The following is a 16,985-nucleotide window of genomic DNA, read 5'->3' as shown; positions in this document are numbered from 1 at the left end:
GAAGCCCTCGGCGGGCACGGTCCGCTTCATCTCGGCGAGCTGCCCGGCCGGGAGGAGCCGGCCGCCCAGCAGGGCGCGCAGGAAGGTGTTCATGTCGGCGGTGGTACTGATGACGGCGCCGTCGGACCAGGCGTTCGCCTGCTCGGTGGTCTCGGTGAGCCTCTTCTCGCCGGGGAACTTCGTGTAGGCGGTGGCGGTCGGTCGCGGGATACGGGCGGAGGTGCCGGGGGCGAAGGTGTCCTTGAGCCGCAGCGGCTTGACGATGCGGTCGCGCACCTCCCGCTCCCAGGAGTTGCCGGTGATCTTCTCGATGATCATCCCGGCCAGGACGTAGTTGGTGTTGGAGTAGCTCCACCGGGTCTCCGACCCGGGATCGGCGGCGTCCGGCAGCCACTCGGGCGCGACGGTCATGGCGAGCTTCACGCGCTCCTCGGGAGCGAGCGAGGTGTAGCGGTTCGCGAGGAAGTCCTGCTTCATGGTCTCCAGGCTCTGGAACTGGAGGTTGGTGTAGTTGGCCAGTCCGCTGGTCTGCTGGAGGAGGTTGCGGACGGTGATACGGCTGCCGTCGTTGCCGTTGCCCTGCACCAGGCCGGGCAGCCACTGCTCGACGGTGTCGTCGAGGTCCAGCTTCCCCTCGGCGACGAGCTGGAGGACGAGGACGGCGGTGAACGTCTTGGTGTCGCTGCCGATGCGGTAGTGCGCGTCATACGGCACCGGCCGGTTGCCGCGCAGGTCGGCGACTCCGGCCCGGACGGTGGTGGAGCGGCGCCGCTCGTCCTGGACCCGGACGGTCAGGCCGGTGACCCCGGTCTCCAGCACGGCCCGCGCGTCCTTCCGGAGCTGGGCCCGCTCACCGTGGTGCGCGGCGGCACCCGCCTTCGCCGTACGCTCCCCGGTCGCCATGGCGTCGGTGCTCAGACCCGTGAGCGTCGTGGCGCCGATCGCGCCGACGCCCGCCAGCGCGAGCCCCGCCCGCACGCTCGTCGCCCGGCTCCACCTGGTGTTCTTCCGCGTCTTCCGCTGCCTCGTCGTCATACCCGAAACGCTATGGACCGGCGGCGGCGCGGGATAACCGGCTGAGCGGTGAAACGGGGGTACAGGCTGCGCTACTTCCCCGCCCGCCCGCCGCCCGCCGGGGTGTCCGGATCGCGACGCACCCGGCGCGAAACCCGCCACGGACGCCGGAACACTCACCTACCGTTCCGCGGTGACACCCGGTCAGGAGGCCCGGCAGCGGACGGGCGGGGACGGAGGGGGACCCGGTGAGCGGTGACGGCGGCGACGCGGACCTGGACATCGACGGGGACCACCTGGACCGGATCACCCGGGGCCTGCGGGACGCGATCGGTGAGCTGAAGGACATCGGCCCGGCCACCGGCGCGCTGCTCGGCGCCGGTTTCGAGAACCTGTCGATGACCGGCATGGAGACCGGACACGGCCGGCTCGCCCGCGAGTTCGAGACATTCTGCGAGGACTGGGAGTGGGGCGTACGGGCGCTGGTCCAGGACGCCAGTGACCTGGCGGCCCGGATGGGGCTGGCGGCGGGGCTCCTCTGGGAGGAGGAGCAGTACCTCGGGGGCACCTTCAAGGTCGGCGCGAACGCACTGCTGGGCAACCCGCACCTCTCCGAGGAGGAGGTGACCCGGCAGAGCTGGCGGGAACTGGTCACCCCCGACGCCCCCGAGATGGGCCCCGACGCGCTCCGGCGGGCCGCGGACGAGGCCGGGCAGACCTGGCGGGACACCGCACGCGGAGCCGCCACCGAGGGAACGGGCGGCCGGCTGACCGACTGGGCGCTGGACGAGGCGGGGGCCGACGAGCGGACGCGCGACCGGATGCTGGACGAGGCGTTCGGCCCCTCCCCGGAGGACGGCGCCGGGGGTGGGCGCTGATGGGGTGGGGCGACCTGGTGCCCGACGACCTCGAGGAACTGGGCGAGAAGGGCGCGGAGAAGCTCGGCGAGGGCATCGACTGGGCCGGCGACAAGGCGGCGGACGGGCTGGACGAACTCGGCTGGGAGCGGGGTGTCAACCTGGTCCGTGAGGGCAGCGGCTCGCTGGCCAACCGGATGGGCGCGGACGTCGACGAGCTGGAACTGGGGCAGACCGACGACCCGCGGAAACTCGTCCACGGCAGCGTCGGGAAGATCCGCGCCACCGTCTCCCACCTGCGTGACTTCACCAGGGCGTTCGACAACGTCGGACAGGGCCTGCGGGGCCTGGACTCCGGGGCCTGGAAGGGCGAGGCGGCCGACGCCTTCCGGACGAAGGCCGGACTCCAGCCGCCGAAGTGGTTCCGGGCGGCGCAGGCCTGCCGGGCGGCCGCCGAGACGATGGACCGCTTCGCCGACACCGTCAAGTGGGCGCAGGACCAGGCGCAGGAGGCCGTCGACGCCTGGCGGGCCGCCGAGAAGGCCACCAGGCAGGCGCGGACCGCCCACGAGACGGCGGTGGACAGGTACGACGAGGCGGTACGGAAGCACGGTGCGGCCGCGCTGAGCGGCCGGGATCCCGGCCCGGAGCCGGAGCGGCCCGGTGACTTCTCCGACCCCGGCGAGTCCGGCCGCCGGGCCGCCCGGGAGAAGCTGGCCGAGGCCCGCCGTCAGCGCGACGCGGCGGCCGAGGAGGCACTCGCCGCCGTGGCGCGGGCCCGGCAGGACGCCCCGGCCAGACCGTCCTATGGGGAGCAGCTCAAGGACGGGCTGATGGAGGGCCAGCTCCGGATCAACCACTTCAACATGGGGATGATCAGAGGCTCGGCGGGAGTCGTCTCCTTCGCCCGCGGCCTCAACCCCTTCGACCCGCACAACCTCACCCACCCCGGCGACTACCTCACCAACCTCAACAACACCGCCGCCGGACTGGTCCAGACGGCCAACGACCCGCTCGGGGCGGGCAGGCAGATGTACGAGCAGTTCATGCGGGACCCGGCCGAGGGCAGCGGCAGGCTCGTTCCCGAACTCCTCGCCACCCGGGGCGCGGGCGCCGCCCGCAAGGGCCTGGGCGCCGCTCGGGACCTGGCCGACAACCCCGGCCGCACGACACTGCGCGACAACGGGCCCCACGACAGCAAGACGCCCGACAGCCGGAAGAACTCGCAGGGAGTGGACCCGGTCGACCTGGCGACGGGCCGGATGTACCTGCCGCAGACGGACGTCTCCCTGCCGGGCGCGCTGCCGCTGGTGTTCCGGCGTCGTGTGGAGTCCGGCTACCGGGCCGGACGGTGGTTCGGGCCGTCCTGGTCCTCCACCGTCGACCAGCGGCTGGAGGTCGACGCCGAGGGCGTCGTCCTCATCGGCGAGGACGGTCTGATCCTGGCCTACCCGCACCCGGCGCCGGGGGTGTCCACCCTGCCCGAGGCGGGACCGCGGTGGCCGCTGGAGCGCACCCCCGACGGCGGCTACACCCTCACCGACCCGGAGACCGGCTGCGTACGGCACTTCGCTCCCCCGGCGGGAGCGGAGCCCGGCGGCGACGGCGTGGCGCTGCTGGAGCAGCTCACCGACCGCAACGGCAACTGGATCACCTTCGCCTACGACGAGGCCACCGGCGCCCCGGTCCGCATCGAGCACAGCGGCGGCTACGTCCTGCACCTGACCGTCGAGGACGGGCACGTCACCGCCCTGTCCCTGGCAGCTCCGGACGGCACGGCACAGCCGGTGATGCGCTACGGCTACAGCGACACCGGCGACCTCACCGAGGTGATCAACTCCTCAGGGCGCCCCCTGCGCTTCGAGTACGACGAGCACCGCCGGGTGACGGCCTGGATCGACTCCAACGACCGCCGCTACGACTACGTCTACGACGAGCGGCACCGGGTCGTCGCCGAGGGCGGCGAGGGCGGCCACTTCCAGGTCATCCTCACCTACGACGACATCGACCCGGCCACGGGCCACCACATCACCACCGTCACCACCGCCGAGGGCCACGCCACCCGCCACCTGATCGACGACGCCCGCCGGACCGTCGCCACGACCGACCCCACCGGAGCCACCACTCGCTTCGCCTACGACGACCGCGACCGCCCGCTCACCCACACCGATCCTCTGGACCGCACCACCCGCTTCGAGTACGACGAATCCGGCCACCTCGTCCGCCTCACCCGCCCGGACGGCCGGGAGGTGGTCATCACCCGCAACGAGCTGGGCCTGCCGACCGAGGTCCGCGAGCCGGACGGCGCGGCATGGCGTCACACCTATGACGAACGCGGCAACCGCACCGCCACCACCGACCCGGCGGGCGCGACGACCCACTACGCCTACGACACCCATGGTCATCTGACGGCGGTGACCAACGCGCTGGGCGAGACCACGTCCGTGCGCTGCGACGCGGCGGGCCTGCCCGTGGAGATCACCGATCCCCTCGGGGCGGTCACCCGCTACACCCGTGACGCCTTCGGCCGCCCCACCGCCCTCACCGACCCCCTTGGTGCGGTCACCCGCCTGGCCTGGAGCACCGAGGGCAAACTCACCCACCGCACCGGCCCGGACGGGGCGGATGAGTCGTGGGAGTACGACGGGGAGGGCAACTGCGTCCGCCACACCGACCCGGCCGGCAACACCACCGTCTTCGAGTACACCCACTTCGACCTGCTCGCCGCCCGCACCGACCCGGACGGAACGCGGTATGAGTTCGAGCACGACGCCGCCCTGCGCCTGACCGGTGTCACCAACCCCCAGGGCCTGACCTGGCGGTATGTCTACGACCCGGCCGGGCGCCTGACCGCCGAGACCGACTTCGACGACCGCACCGTCACCTATACCCACGACGGCGCCGGACAGCTGACCGCCCGCACCACCCCCCTCGGCGAGACGATCACCTTCGCCTACGACGAGCTGGGTCTGCTGGCCCGCAAGGACGCCGCGGGCGCCGTCACCACCTACGAGCGCGACCTTGCGGGCCGCCCACTGCGCATCACCGGCCCCGACACCGACCTGACCTACCAGCGCGACAAGCTGGGCCGCGTCAAGACCGAGATGGCAGGCGGCCGGGTCCTGACGTTCTCCTACGACGCGCTGGGCCGCCGCACCCGCCGCACCACCCCCACCGGCCAGGTCACCACCTACACCTACGACGCGGCCGGCAACCGCACCACCCTCACCACCGGTGGCCGCACCCTGGACTTCACCCACGACCCGGCCGGCCGCGAAACCACCCGCCGCATCGGCGACGTCACCCTCACCCAGCTGTGGGACCCCGCCGGCCGCCTCACCGACCAGACCCTCACCAGCCCAGAGACCACGGTCCAGCACCGCAGCTACCACTACCGCGCCGACGGCTACCTCACCGCCGTCGACGACCTCCTGACCGGCCACCGCACCTTCGACCTCGACCCGGCCGGCCGCGTCACCGCCGTCCACGCCCAGGGCTGGACCGAGACCTACGCCTACGACACCGCCGGCAACCAGACCTCCGCCGCCTGGCCCACCACCCACGCCGCCGCGGACGCCACCGGCCAGCGCACCTACACCGGCACCCGCCTCACCCAGGCCGGCCGCACCCGCTACGAACACGACGACGCCGGCCGCCTCACCCTGCGCCAACGCACCCGCCTCTCCCGCAAGCCCGACACCTGGCGCTACACCTGGGACACCGAAGACCGCCTCACCACCGTCACCACCCCCGACGGCACCCGCTGGCGCTACCTGTACGACCCACTGGGCCGCCGCACCGCCAAACAACGCCTCACCCACACCGGCGAGGTCGCCGAACAGATCGACTTCACCTGGGACGGCCCGGTCCTCATCGAACAGACCACCACCACACCCGACCTCCCCCACCCGGTCACCCTCACCTGGGACCACCACGGCCTGCACCCCATCACCCAGACCGAACGCCTGGTGGACGAAGCCACCCAGACCGAGATCGACGCCCGCTTCTTCGCCATCGTCACCGACCTCGTCGGCACCCCCACCGAACTCATCGACGACACCGGCCACCTCGCCTGGCACACCCGCACCACCCTGTGGGGCACCACCACCTGGAACCGCGACGCCACCACCTACACACCCCTGCGCTTCCCCGGCCAGTACCACGACCCCGAAACCGGCCTCCACTACAACTACTTCCGCTACTACGACCCCACCACCGCCCGCTACCTCACCCCCGACCCCCTCGGCCTCGCCCCCGCCCCCAACCCCACCACCTACCCCCACAACCCCCACACCCGGACCGACCCCCTCGGACTGGCTCCGTACCCCAACCAGATGCCGGAAGAATTGGCGCAGGAGTTGGCTGACGCGGAGAGACTCGGAGTCAGACCGTTGAGGGTCGGTGATGAAGGGTTCGATGCCGCGGTGAACTCGGGAACCATCAAATGGGCCGTTGATGAACAAGGGAGGCTATTCGTTATTCCGAAATATGCGAATGGTGTTGAGCTGAAGCATCCTGTGCTCACGGGAGGTCGCCCAGTGCTGGCTGCTGGCGAGGCGGAGATAGCCGGCTCCGATGGAAGCTACTTCGGGATGGAAATCAACAATATGAGTGGTCATTACAAGCCTTCCATGGAAAGCTTGCAGGTGGGGAGGGAAGCGTTTGAGCGGGCCGGAATTTCATTCCTCGAGTGAAGAGTCAAATGAGCTGATCAACCTTTTCGGAAAGCATCCGAGGGGTGTCTCCGCAAGGGATGTTAAGAGTATCGTTCTGTCTCTTCCGGTAGAGGGCCTGTCCGGCTCCGCGTTGGAGGAGTTGCGAGACATGGGCGTCGGCAGGATGCAAAGTTCACTGCCGCAGGAGGAAAGAGTCCTGTGGGCCGAGGTGGCGATTTTTTGCATCCGGCGGAAAGAAGTATGTGGGGCTTCCGACCTCCTTGCTTCTTCTGTCGATGAAGCTCGAATCAGATCTTACGTAATTCGGAATCTGGATGGAAGGGATTTGGGGCCGACTTGGAGTCTGGAGGAGCTGTGTGGCCTAGTTCTTGATTCCATCCCGTATCCGTTTGAGGAGGCAAAAGAGAGGGCTTCGCGGTGGCGTAGTCTAAGTCGTGAAGAAATGCTGACTCTGCGACGGATTAAAAATCTTCTAGGTGCCGTGAAGGATGTGGGGCGCCTTATTCAAGAAAAAGATGAGGCGTGTGAAGGTGTCAGGATGTGGCTGGATCTTGTGCCTCTTCTTCCTTGAAGGTGGGTGTCGGACGCCGTATGGACATGGTTGTTTACCCCGGCGGCAATGTGATCGGTGCTGTATGGCAAGGGGGGAGCTTCGAGCGGCAGGCCACGAAGTATTCGACTTCGCAGCGAGGGTTGGAATGGAGCGGACATGTTCTGCCATCATGCCGACCCTCGCCCCCGCAATGGAGTGATCCCGTGAGGTGGCCCCGCCCGGGGGGAATCCCGCGAGTCGCGATGAGTTCTGCGGCGTTTGGCGGTCGTACTGTCGGACCCGTCACCGAGGAGGACCTCTGATGCGCAGCGTGACCTATTCGATGAACGTCTCGCTCGATGGCTACATCGCCGGGCCGGACGGCGGGTTCGACTGGTCGGAGCCCGACGAGGAGGTCTTCCGCTTCTGGATCGACGAGATCCGGGGGGTCGGCGTCCATCTGCTGGGGCGGCGGCTGTACGAGACGATGCTGTACTGGGAGACCGCCGAGCAGGACCAGTCCCTCGACGACGCCGAGCTGGAATGGGCCGCGCTCTGGAAGCCGCTCCCGAAGGTGGTGTTCTCCACCACGCTGTCGGCGGTGCGGGGCCAGGCCCGCCTGGCCTCCGGCGGCTTGGCGGAGGAAATCGGGCGGCTGCGGGCCGAGCCGGGGGAGGGCGGCGAGATCGCGATCGGCGGCGCGACCCTCGCCGCCGAGGCGGCCGAGCTGGACCTGATCGACGAGTACCGGGCCATTGTCCACCCGGTGCTGGTCGGCGGTGGCATCCCGTTCTTTCCCCGGCGCGAGCGCCGGGTGGACCTCGAACTCGTCGAGACCCGCACCTTCAACTCGAAAGTCGTCTACCTCCGCCACCGCGTGGCGCGCTAGCCGGTCCGCCCGCCGGTCCCGGGAAGAACGGGCCGGTCAGTGGCCTGGATGCACCGCTCGCCCGTGTTTCGTCTCCTCGACGCCGGGCCGCGGGCGCGGGTACCGGAGGCGGTGGTGGGGCCGGTCCTCCGGTACCCGCGATCACCCGTGATCAGTTACGCGGCAGGCTCAGCGGGAGATCGCGTATCCCCTGAACGCGGCCTTGGTCTCCGGTCCGATGATTCCGTCGAGGGGACCGTCGTAGCCGTAGCTCCGCAGCAGGCGCTGGAGCGCCTTCACCGTTCCGCCGCCGACGACCCCGTCGATCGCCCCGGTGTAGCCGAAGTTCCTGAGGCTGCGCTGCATCGCCTTCCAGCTGTTGGTGCCCAGCTGTCCGTCGATCGCGCCGGTGTAGCCGTAGAAGTCCCGCAGGTACGCCTGGAGGTTCTTGGCCTGCGTGATGGTCAGCCCGAGGTTGACCACCGCGAGCGGGGCGGCGGCCTCGGCGGTGACCGCCGCCGGCCTGGTGTCCGGGGCGGACGCGGCGAAGCTGGTGCCCGCGGTGGTCAGGGTCGTCGCGGCGATCCCGGCGACGGCTACGGCGCTGACGAACGTTCTCTTCGTGGCTCGCATGTACTTCCTTCGAACGGGTGGAGCCGACCGCACCGGCCGGCTTGCCGACAAGGCTGCGGGACAGTGACCGGTGGCCGCCGCACCCCTGGGGAAGTTGACGTACACGTGGGACGTCCCACACGCTGACCTGCTGTTATGCCGCCCAACGGGTCGGCGGGGCGGGACGGGGATCTCTCGGGGCGGCGCGGGAACCGGAGGATCGGGGTCCTGACTCCCGCAGGGAAGAACGCGTCCCGTGCCCGACGTTCCGTGCGGATTACTGCCCCCACCGGGTCCGTGCGGGCCGGGGCCGGGGCAGACTGGCCGGGTGAGTACCGCATCCCTGCGCAAGGGCGCCAACGTGCCGCTGTCCGTACCCGCCGTCCGGGCCGTACTGAGCTGGGCGGACGCGCCCGGTGTGCCGGACGCCGACGCGTCGGCGCTGCTGCTGACCGCCGCCGGGCGGGTGCGGGACGACACCGACTTCGTCTTCTACAACCAGCCCCGCCACGCCTCCGGCGCCGTGCGCCACCTCGGCAAGCGGCGCGAGGGCGGCGCGGTCCTGGACACCGTGGAGGTGGACACGGCCCGGCTGGAGGCGGGCGTCGAACGGGTGCTGCTGTGCGCCTCGGCCGACGGCGGGACGTTCGGGCAGCTCACCGGGCTGCGGCTGACGTTGCAGGACGCGGCTACCGGCGCCGAACTGGTGTGGTTCGAGATGGCGGCGACGGCCGAGACGGCGTTCGTCGGCGGCGAGCTGTACCTGCGCGGCGGGCAGTGGAAGTTCCGGGCGGTCGGGCAGGGGTACGCATCGGGGCTGGCCGGGCTGGCCACCGACTACGGCATCAGTGTGGACGAGCCGCAGCCGCAGCCCGCACGGCCCCAGCCGCAGGCGCCGCCGCCCCCCGCCGCTCCTCCCGCCGCGGCTGCCCCGCGGCTGACCAAGGGCGAGGAGCACCTCCCCGTCGACATGCGCAAGCGCCTCTCCCTCCGCAAGGAGCAGGTCGCCGTCAGCCTCCGCAAGCACGGCGCGGAGGGGGCGCGGGCGCGGGTGATCCTCGTCCTGGACGCCTCCGGCTCGATGTCGTTCCTCTACAGCAAGGGCGTCGTCGCCGGGGTCGTCGAGCGCATGGCGGCGGTGGCCGCGCAGCTCGACGACGACGGCGAGATGCAGGCGTGGACGTTCGCCTCGTCCCCGGCCCGGCTGCCGGACCTGCGGCTGGGCGAGCTGCCCGAGTGGATCGGGCTGCACGTACGGGTGGGGGAGCTGAGCCTCTTCGGGCGGCCGAAGAAGCGCAAGCGCGGGCTGGCGCCCGAGCAGATCGACATGCGGACGATCGGCATCCAGAACGAGGAGCAGAAGGTCATCGCCGAGGTCCGCGCGTACGTCCGCGAGCACCCGGCACCGGATCCGACCCTGGTGCTGTTCTTCTCCGACGGCGGGGTCTACCGCAACGACCAGATCGAGAAGGAGCTGCGGGAGGCGGTCGAGGAGCCGGTCTTCTGGCAGTTCGTGGGGCTGGGCAGGGCGAACTACGGGGTGCTGGAGCGGTTCGACACGCTGCCGGGCCGCCGGGTCGACAACGTCGGTTTCTTCGCCGTGGACGACATCGACAAGGTCTCGGACCCGGAGCTGTACGACCGGCTGCTGTCGGAGTTCCCGCAGTGGATCCGGGCCGCCCGGCAGGCGGGCGTCCTCCGCTCCTGAGCGGGGAAGCCCGCCTGCCGGACGTCCTGTGCGCCATCAGCCGTCCAGCCGTCCAGCCGTCCAGCCGTCCGGGGAGGACTACCCGCCGCGCTTGGTGATCTTGTCGGTCACGTCCGTGGTGTCCTCGGCGGGCGGCGGGGAGACGTCGACCTCGGTGCCGAAGTCGCTGAACTCGAGCGTGGTGCGGAGCGCGGTGCTCTGCGGGTTCTTCGAGCCCTGCGGGTCCTGGGTGGAGTTCACCGCCCCCAGGTCGATGTCGAACTGCTGGCGGCGGATGCGGTCCTCGTCGTCGAGCCACAGGTGCATCGGCAGGGTGTCGCCGAGCTGCTCCCGGAGCCGCTGGGCCTGGGGGTTGTCGCCCCTGGCGAGTTCGTCGACGTCCACCTCCACCCGGTACTTCGTGGTCTCCACGCCGTCGATCTTCTCGGTGCCGACGCGTTCGGCGTCGCCGTCCGTCAGGGCGCCGGCGTACTCCATGGCCTGGGCCGGGTCGGTGATCTGCAGCTCGCCGGTGCCGCCGGCCGCCAGGGCGATCTCGCCCAGATCGACCTTGATCCACGGCTTGTCCCCGCCGAGCTGCCCGCGCAGGGACTCGGGGAGCCGCTGGTAGAGGTCCTGCTCCACCACCCGCTGCTCGATCTTCTGGCCGCCCGTCCCGATCGTCAGCCTGCTCGTGCCGTCGACCAGGTCGATGACGCCGTTCCCGGTGATCGTCTGCTGCTCTCCGTCGGCGGCGGCGCGTACCCGCAGCTCCAGCTTCGCCGTCTCGGCCTCCAGGGTCTCCTCGTGGGCGGCCCGGACGACCTCGGTGGTGCTCCGGTCCCCGTCGCGGGTCTCCTCGCCGCCGGGTTCGGAGGCACTGCCGTTCCCGTCGTCGCCGCAGCCGGTCAGTACGGCCGTACCGGCCAGCAGCCCGGCAGCCGTCACCACGGCGGTCCTGCTCCTGCGTGACACGCGCGCCATCGCACTCTCCTCCGGTGTCGGGTGAGGGAACTTCCCGTACCGTGATCCGCTTTTCCGGTGAGACCGCCGGTAAGGGGCGTGAATCGGCCAATTGGCGTGAACGGCCGGGAGGTTCGCCGTCCGCGGTCACACGGTGAACGTCTCCTCGTTCCGCGGCACGCCCACCCCGCGCCAGGCGAACGGCACGCCGCGCGCGGTGCAGGGGTCGGCGGCGTCCATCAACTGGAAGTGCAGGTGCGGCTCGGTGGAGTTGCCGGTGTTGCCGACCCGGGCCACCACCTGGCCCGTCCGTACCCGTTCGCCCTCCCGCACCGTGACCGAGCCGCGCTTCAGATGGGCGTAGAGGGCGTACGTGCCGTCGCCGAGGTCGAGCACCAGGTGGTTGCCGACGAGGGCACCGAATCCGGCCAGGTCGCGGAAGGACGCCTCGACGAAGAAGGGGAGCAGGGCCGGGTAGGAGCTGCGGGTGAGATGGTCGCGGCGGCCGTCCCGGACCCGTACGACCGTGGCGTCGGCCACCGCCAGCACCGGCTCGCCGAAGGCGGGGAAGTCGCGGTTGCGGCGGACGGGCGGCCACCAGCCGAACGCCGGGCGGGGCTCCCGGGGCGGCTCCGGCTCCCGCACGACGTCGATCGCGTACGCCTGGCCGTAGGCCCGGACGCCGTGGCTGGGGACCTTGTCGGCCGGGCTGTTGAGCGCGCTCCAGCGGCCGGTGACCGGCGGTGCGACCTCCACCGCGGCGGGCTCGGGCCCCCGGTGGACGGCCCGGGTGAGGTACGCGCGCAGCGCCTCGGCGGCCAGCGCGAGCCCGGCAGCCGCGAGCAGTACCCGGCCGGACAGGCCCCTTCCGTCACCGAGGTCGGCCACCTCGGCGCCGAGGTCGGCCAGGACGAGCGCCACCACCAGCGCGTACAGGGCGGGACGCAGCCGCCCGACCAGGGCGGCCGCGCGGGCGGGACGGGAGGGACGGACGGGGCGGCGGGTCGTGGTCAACGGCTGCTCCTCCCGGGCCTGTCGTGCCGTGCCGTGTCGTGTCGTGCCCTCCGGGCGTGTTCTGCCCGGTCCGGCCCGGGCGGTAACCCCGGCGGCGGCCATCACGGCTGCCCGGCCGACCGCTCCTTCCGCAGGTGGCGGCGGAGGCCGTACGCGGCCCCGGCGCCTCCCGCCAGTGCGCCGACCACCATGCCCGCGAGGGTGGCGGGGTCGCCGAGGGAGATGTCCGAGTTGCCGAAGTAGACGGCCTCGGCCACCAGCAGGGCCAGCACCGCCATCAGCAGGGCGCGGTACTTGCGGCTGAAGAACACCCGGCGCCCCGGGACCTCCGGCGCGGCGGCCAGTGCGGCGGCCGGACCGGCGGTGACGGCACACGGGCGCTTGAAGTACGCCAGGTACGCCCACCGGCCGCATGGCTCCCAGCCGTCCGGGGCGAGCCGGGCGGCCAGTTTGCCGCGCTCCCCGCGGAGCGTGGTCTCGCGCCGGTACTCCCAGCGCATGGCGTTCCCGGGGTCGCGGCGGCAGACGAACTGGCCCAGCCGGTCCACGCGCTCGACCTCCCAGCCCTGGCCGCCGTAGCGGTTCAGCAGCTCCCGGTCGGTGTAGATGTCGGCGGTCCAGCGCCACTCCTGGGCGCGGGAGCCGGGCTGTCCGGCGGCCTCGGGGGCGGACGCGCCGGTGCCGCGGGCGAGCTGCTCGGCGAACTCGGCCACCGGGCCGAACTCCGCCTCCGGCGTGCTGTCGGCGTCCAGCAGGTGGTCGTGCAGCTCGGTGAGGGTGACGGTCACCCGCTCCTCGGCGACGCCCCGGGCGCGGAGCCGCTCCGCCAGATCCGTGAAGTACGCGTCCATGGTCTCTCCCCTCGTCTGCGGCCCTCGTGCGCGGGACGCTCAGCCCTGTGCCGCCGCGGCGGCCGGTCCGCCGGTCAGCGCGGTGCTCACCGTGCGGTGGAACGCCAGCCACGCCTCGCTCTGCTCGGCCAGGCTCCGGCGGCCCTCGGCGGTGAGCCGGTAGTAGCGGCGGCCGGGGCCGCGCTCGGCGGCGCGGAACTCGGCCGCCACCAGCCCGGCCTCCTCCAGCCGGTTGAGCACCGGGTAGAGGGTGCCGCCCCGGATCGTGCCGAGCCCCGCCTCGTCCAGACGTCTGGCGATCTCGTAGCCGTAGCTCTCGCCGTCGGTCAGGCAGGAGAGCACCAGCAGGTCGAGGACGCCCTTGAGCCAGCTGGCCCGTCGGTCTGTTGCCATACCTAGATGACACCATGAGCTAGATAGGATTGCAACCTAGGTGGGTGAGTAGAACGACGGTACGGCCGATGAGCCGACACGTTCCGTACCGGTGTGCGGCCCGCCCCGCGCCCCGCGCCCCGCGCCCGGCGGCCGACCGGCCGGGCTCCCGGCCTCAGTCCGCCCCGGCGGACCGGTCGGCGCGGTCGGGGCCGAACGCCCCGACCGCCCCGGCCACCAGCGACTCCAGCCGGTCCCCGTGCGCCCCGCGCCAGTAGACGCGCCCGCAGTCGCGGCAGCGGGCGAAGGTGTCGTACGTACGCCGGGTGCCCGGCCGCAGCAGATGCGCGATCTCGGCCTTGCCGACCGAGGCGAGCGCCCCGTTGCACGCGGTGCACCGCGTCCACGGCGCCAGGGGCGGCGCGAAGCGGTCCAGTACGTCGGCGAGCTGGTCGTCCGGGTCCGAGCCGCGCACATAGGCGCCCAGCCACAGCCGGCGGCGCATCAGCAGCCCGCGGTCCTGGGAGAGCAGGACCCGCCGCTCGGCGTTGGCCTGCTCGACCAGGGCGGCGTCGCCCCTGTCGTTGTGGTAGGCGGTGTCCAGGCCCGCCACCAGCCGCAACCGCCTGGCCAGCGTGCCCAGATGGACGTCCAGCAGGAAGCGCGGCGGTCCGCCGGGCACCGGCTGCGGCCGGGGCACGGGCTCGACCCGGACCGTCTCGCCCGCGCCGGGACGGTACGACGGCTCCACCCGCCGCCCGGCACCACCACCACCGGCACCACCACCACCGGCACCACCACCACCGTCCTCCACCACCAGCGCGCCCACCTCGGTCAGCGGCACACCCGAGGACTGCACGATCTGGACGAGGGGGGAGACGCCGTCGTGGGGGACGGGAAGGAGTTCGTCCGCGCGGCGGCGCGCGGGCAGGAAGATCCGCAGTGCGGGGGAGACCTTCAGGAACAACTCGGGCCGGGGATGCTCGGTCACCCTCCCCAGGGTGCCAGCCCGTCCCCCGCTGCCCCACCGCTTTTCCCGGCCGTCCCCACCTGTCCCTGTCCGTCCCTGCCTGTCCCCATCTGTCCCCGTCCCCGCGGTGGCGTCCGCCCGGGGGCCGTCCCCGGTACTCAGTCCGGGGTGTGCTCGGGCCCGCCGAAGTCGGGGCTCGCGAAGCCGGGGCCGGTGAAGTCCGGGCTGGTGAAGCCGGTCCGGGTGCCCGTCTCCCGGGCCCGGTCCGGGGCCGGACTGGAGAAGCCGGGATGGGTGTAGCCCAGCCGGGGGTGGCGGCTCTCGCCGCGCGGCTCCCCGGGCCGGTCGTCGCGCCGGTCACCGTGCTCCCCGCGCGGCTCCCCGTGCCCGGGCACCCGGGCCGTCCCCGGCGCGCTCCCGGGACCGTCCAGCGCTCCGTGCCCCTCCAGCGCGTTGTGCAGGAACGGCAGCATCCCGCGTTCCAGCAGTGCCGTACGCCAGGCCGCGTGGGCCCGCTCGACCTCCTCGGCCAGGGCCCGCCGTCGCCCGTCCCGCTGCCCGCCGTCCCGTCTCCGGCCGTCCGCCCGGATCGCGCCGGAGCCGTGGCGCAGCGCGGTGACCAGCAGCCCGACGCACGCGGCCAGGAGCGCGGCGGCGGTCAGGGCGGCGAAGGCCCAGCCCGTGTCGCGCAGCGGTGCGGCGATGGCGGGCTCGGGGTCCAGCATCCGCAGCACATGGCCGACGACGAGGAAGATCACCGCGGCCGTCCCGGCGAGCACGGGCGCCAGCACCGAGAGCATCGCCACCAGCCCGGCGCCGGCCCCGGCGGCGGAACCGGCGGAGTCCGGGGCGTGGCCGGGACGGCGCAGCTCGTCGCGGAGCTGGACGAAGGTGCCGTACTCCGCGGCGGCGCAGGCGGCGATCGCCGCGGCGGCGCCGAGCGCCATGGCGCGGAGCTGCTCGGTGGTCGGCGGTTCCGCGCCGGTGCCCGGCACGGTGCGCCGGTGCGCGGTGGTGCGCAGAGCCTCCTCGAGGACTCTGCCGAACTCGGCACGGTCCTCGGGGCTCAGGTGCGGAGCGGTGTTCATGTGCGTCCCCCGGTGCTCCGTAAGGCCGTGAGGGCGGAAACGGAGGAGAGCTCGCTACGGCAGGGACCCGCATGGTAAGGCGGTTCCGGCGGAACGTGACAGGGTGTTTCCGGAAAATACGCACTACCGGGGCGCGCCGTTCACTCCGGTCGCCGACACCGCACGCACCCGGTGGACACCGTGCGGACCGCGCACGACCGCCGTACAGCCACCGCCGCCCGTCGGCCGCCCGCCGTTCAGAACGGCAGCGGAAGCTGTGCCACCAGTAGCTTTCCGGCCATGGTCACCCCGCCGTCCATCGCCACGGCGAGGGAGTCGGCGTACACGTGCGGACCGTTCACCTGGGGTGTGCCCTCGCCGCCGTCCTCGGAGCCGACCTCGCCCAGCAGATACGGGATCGGACTGTGGCCGTGGACGACGCGCCGCCCGCCGTAGGCGTCCAGCAGCTCGCGCGCGGCCATGGGCCCGGCCTCGTCGCGGAAGGCGAAGCGCTTGGTGAACTTGCGGAACAACTCCCAGGTCTCGTCGGCGTCGTGGTGGGTGAGCGCCTCGGTGATGGTGTCGTTGACGTCCGCGATGGAGTCGCCGTACTCCAGGTAGGCCATGGTGTCGGAGTGGACCAGCAGATGGTCGTCGGCCAGGGCCATGGCGTCCAGCCGGGACATCCACTGGACGTGGTGCTCCTGGAGGCGCTCCATGTCCGAGCGCTGGCCGCCGTTGAGCAGCCAGGCGGCCTGGAAGGAGGCGGTGCCCGCGCCGGAGCCGACGGGAGTGTCGCCGAACCGCTTGGCGCCGATCAGCAGCAGCTCGTGGTTGCCCATCAGCGCCTTGCAGTAACCGCCCGCGGCGGCGGCCTCGGCGGAGAGCTGCATCACCAGGTCGATGACGCCCACCCCGTCCGGGCCGCGGTCGGTGAAGTCGCCCAGGAACCACAGCCGGGCGTTGCCCGCGGTCCAGTGGTCCTCGGTGTCGATCAGGCCCTGGTTGAGCAGGGCGGTGCGCAGCTCGTCCAGATAGCCGTGGACGTCGCCGACGACGTACAGCGGTCCCGGCCCCTCCGCGGGGGCGGGCGTGTCGACCAGGGTGGGGGTGGGGACGGGCGCCCCGGCGCCGATGACGGGCAGGTCGCGCCGGGTCGGGGTGTACCCCTCCGGGTGCGGCCCGGTGGCCGGAGTGGCCGGTGTGCCCGGCGTGCCGGCCACACCACTGACCGCGCCACCGGCCACACCACTGACCGCGCCACCGGCCACACCACTGACCGCGCCACCGGCCGCCGGACCCACCACACCGCCGGCCACGGTGCCGCCCGTCGCGCCCGTGCCGTGCCAGACGTCGGCTCCGTGACCGGCCCCCTGAGTCATCGACCCCTCCACCATCGCGCGCGCCTGCACCTGCCGGACCCTCTCTTCGCCTCCCGCGGGTTGCCCCAGCCGAAAGCCGGTCCTGGTGTCGTGCGCCCATCATAGGAACGCAGGTCGCGC

14 protein-coding genes are annotated in these 16,985 nt (G+C 72.2%); 5 read left to right on the top strand and 9 right to left on the bottom strand.

Annotated features, from left to right (window positions below; translation table 11 throughout):
* Nucleotides 1–1,035 (bottom strand): serine hydrolase domain-containing protein (locus tag CUT44_RS18845; protein ID WP_233221409.1); only part of this gene is annotated, 1,035 nt, incomplete at its 3' end.
* A 227-nt stretch (nt 1,036–1,262) separates the two neighbouring features.
* Between CUT44_RS18845 and CUT44_RS18840 the strand changes: the two genes are divergently transcribed.
* From CUT44_RS18840 to CUT44_RS18830, 4 genes are all read left to right on the top strand, one after another.
* A complete protein-coding gene (locus CUT44_RS18840; RefSeq protein ID WP_100203035.1) occupies nt 1,263–1,892 on the top strand; it encodes a hypothetical protein in 630 nt (209 codons plus the stop codon).
* Nucleotides 1,892–6,565, top strand: a complete 4,674-nt coding sequence (locus CUT44_RS34560; RefSeq protein WP_100203034.1) for a putative T7SS-secreted protein — start codon at nt 1,892–1,894, stop codon at nt 6,563–6,565. Before CUT44_RS18840 ends, CUT44_RS34560 begins: the two co-directional genes overlap by 1 nt.
* Nucleotides 6,534–7,118 (top strand): hypothetical protein, encoded by a 585-nt coding sequence (locus CUT44_RS32810; protein WP_146252258.1) that lies wholly within the window; start codon nt 6,534–6,536, stop codon nt 7,116–7,118. The genes CUT44_RS34560 and CUT44_RS32810 overlap by 32 nt, the downstream gene beginning before the upstream one ends.
* Before the next feature lie 283 nt (nt 7,119–7,401).
* Complete coding sequence (locus CUT44_RS18830; RefSeq protein ID WP_100203033.1) at nt 7,402–7,968, top strand: dihydrofolate reductase family protein; 567 nt, start codon at nt 7,402–7,404, stop codon at nt 7,966–7,968.
* 168 nt (nt 7,969–8,136) lie between these two features.
* Here the strand turns inward: CUT44_RS18830 and CUT44_RS18825 are convergent, their stop codons facing one another.
* Nucleotides 8,137–8,580, bottom strand: coding sequence for a peptidoglycan-binding domain-containing protein (locus tag CUT44_RS18825; RefSeq protein WP_100203032.1), 444 nt, complete (start codon nt 8,578–8,580; stop codon nt 8,137–8,139).
* Nucleotides 8,581–8,887: 307 nt separating this feature from the next.
* Here CUT44_RS18825 and CUT44_RS18820 point away from each other — a divergent pair, with 307 nt between their 5' ends.
* On the top strand, nt 8,888–10,267 hold the full coding sequence (locus CUT44_RS18820; RefSeq protein ID WP_100203031.1) for a VWA domain-containing protein: 1,380 nt from the start codon (nt 8,888–8,890) through the stop codon (nt 10,265–10,267).
* 78 nt (nt 10,268–10,345) lie between these two features.
* Here the strand turns inward: CUT44_RS18820 and CUT44_RS18815 are convergent, their stop codons facing one another.
* From CUT44_RS18815 to CUT44_RS18785, 7 genes are all read right to left on the bottom strand, one after another.
* Entirely contained in the window at nt 10,346–11,230 is an 885-nt protein-coding gene (locus tag CUT44_RS18815) for a hypothetical protein (protein ID WP_100203030.1), read from the bottom strand.
* Between the two features lie 126 nt (nt 11,231–11,356).
* Nucleotides 11,357–12,223, bottom strand: coding sequence for a M23 family metallopeptidase (locus CUT44_RS18810; RefSeq protein WP_233221487.1), 867 nt, complete (start codon nt 12,221–12,223; stop codon nt 11,357–11,359).
* 101 nt (nt 12,224–12,324) lie between these two features.
* A complete protein-coding gene (locus CUT44_RS18805; RefSeq protein WP_100203028.1) occupies nt 12,325–13,074 on the bottom strand; it encodes a hypothetical protein in 750 nt (249 codons plus the stop codon).
* A 39-nt stretch (nt 13,075–13,113) separates the two neighbouring features.
* Complete coding sequence (locus tag CUT44_RS18800) at nt 13,114–13,467, bottom strand: PadR family transcriptional regulator (RefSeq protein WP_100203027.1); 354 nt, start codon at nt 13,465–13,467, stop codon at nt 13,114–13,116.
* 154 nt (nt 13,468–13,621) lie between these two features.
* Complete coding sequence (locus CUT44_RS18795; protein ID WP_199185750.1) at nt 13,622–14,437, bottom strand: Mut7-C RNAse domain-containing protein; 816 nt, start codon at nt 14,435–14,437, stop codon at nt 13,622–13,624.
* A gap of 137 nt (nt 14,438–14,574) precedes the next feature.
* Complete coding sequence (locus CUT44_RS18790; RefSeq protein WP_100203026.1) at nt 14,575–15,504, bottom strand: hypothetical protein; 930 nt, start codon at nt 15,502–15,504, stop codon at nt 14,575–14,577.
* 236 nt (nt 15,505–15,740) lie between these two features.
* On the bottom strand, nt 15,741–16,865 hold the full coding sequence (locus CUT44_RS18785; protein WP_408646757.1) for a metallophosphoesterase: 1,125 nt from the start codon (nt 16,863–16,865) through the stop codon (nt 15,741–15,743).
* Nucleotides 16,866–16,985 lie beyond the last annotated feature (120 nt).

This window comes from Streptomyces carminius (assembly GCF_002794255.1).
Classification (GTDB): domain Bacteria; phylum Actinomycetota; class Actinomycetes; order Streptomycetales; family Streptomycetaceae; genus Streptomyces; species Streptomyces carminius.
The sequence above is the reverse complement of the archived record's forward strand: the minus strand, read 5'-3'. Positions and strand labels throughout refer to the sequence as shown.

Excerpts from the sequence above, each read along its gene's own strand:
- CUT44_RS34560 (WP_100203034.1), top strand. The coding sequence starts at position 1,892 with ATGGGGTGGGGCGACCTGGTGCCCGACGACCTCGAGGAACTGGGCGAG.
- CUT44_RS18830 (WP_100203033.1), top strand. The coding sequence starts at position 7,402 with ATGCGCAGCGTGACCTATTCGATGAACGTCTCGCTCGATGGCTACATC.
- CUT44_RS18825 (WP_100203032.1), bottom strand. The coding sequence starts at position 8,580 with ATGCGAGCCACGAAGAGAACGTTCGTCAGCGCCGTAGCCGTCGCCGGG.
- CUT44_RS18815 (WP_100203030.1), bottom strand. The coding sequence starts at position 11,230 with ATGGCGCGCGTGTCACGCAGGAGCAGGACCGCCGTGGTGACGGCTGCC.
- CUT44_RS18805 (WP_100203028.1), bottom strand. The coding sequence starts at position 13,074 with ATGGACGCGTACTTCACGGATCTGGCGGAGCGGCTCCGCGCCCGGGGC.
- CUT44_RS18800 (WP_100203027.1), bottom strand. The coding sequence starts at position 13,467 with ATGGCAACAGACCGACGGGCCAGCTGGCTCAAGGGCGTCCTCGACCTG.
- CUT44_RS18790 (WP_100203026.1), bottom strand. The coding sequence starts at position 15,504 with ATGAACACCGCTCCGCACCTGAGCCCCGAGGACCGTGCCGAGTTCGGC.
- CUT44_RS18785 (WP_408646757.1), bottom strand. The coding sequence starts at position 16,865 with ATGACTCAGGGGGCCGGTCACGGAGCCGACGTCTGGCACGGCACGGGC.